The following is a 675-nucleotide window of genomic DNA, read 5'->3' as shown; positions in this document are numbered from 1 at the left end:
CCCTCACGCAGGCCGCGGCCTGCGTGGTCCCGGACCTCGTCGACCGAAACTTCACGGCCGACGCGCCTGGTGAAAAACTCGTCGGGGACATCACCTACATAAAAACCGGAGAGGGATGGCTTTATCTCGCGACCGTGATCGACTGTTGCACCAAGGAAGTCATCGGTTATGCGATGGACGACCACTACCAGACTCCACTCATATCCCAGGCAATCCGCAACGCGGCACGCAACCGGAAACTCGAGGACGGGGCAGTCTTCCACTCCGACCGCGGAAGTAACTACATGTCAGCAGAATTCGCGGCAGTTCTTGACGAGCTCGGGCTGCGGAGATCCGCCGGCCGCACTGGGATCTGTTTCGATAACGCCATGGCCGAATCATTCTTCGGAACCCTGAAGAACGAGCGCGTATCACGCGTGACTTACCTGACCCGGGAGATCGCCCGACAGGACATCACCCGCTACATCGAATTCTGGTACAATCACAAACGCCTCCACTCGGCAGTGGGTTACCGCCCTCCGCGCGAAGTCCATGCCGAGCATGCGAGGTTGCGAATCGCCGCGTGAAATAGACGGTCAAGTCACTGTCCGGAAAACGCGAGGCCCCTCAACCCCAGCAGACCGAGCAGTCAGCCCCCACAAGGCAAGCCCACACACGCGACAGCCAACCTTCAGC

Annotated in this window: 1 protein-coding gene; it reads left to right on the top strand. The window is 60.0% G+C overall.

Annotation, left to right across the window (positions count from 1 at the left end; translation table 11 throughout):
• Positions 1-566 (top strand): IS3 family transposase (locus tag ACFVX9_RS39670; protein ID WP_387987156.1); only part of this gene is annotated, 566 nt, incomplete at its 5' end.
• Between the last annotated feature and the right edge of the window lie 109 nt (positions 567-675).

The organism is Kitasatospora sp. NPDC058243 (assembly GCF_042882025.1).
Classification (GTDB): domain Bacteria; phylum Actinomycetota; class Actinomycetes; order Streptomycetales; family Streptomycetaceae; genus Kitasatospora.
The sequence above is the reverse complement of the archived record's forward strand: the minus strand, read 5'-3'. Positions and strand labels throughout refer to the sequence as shown.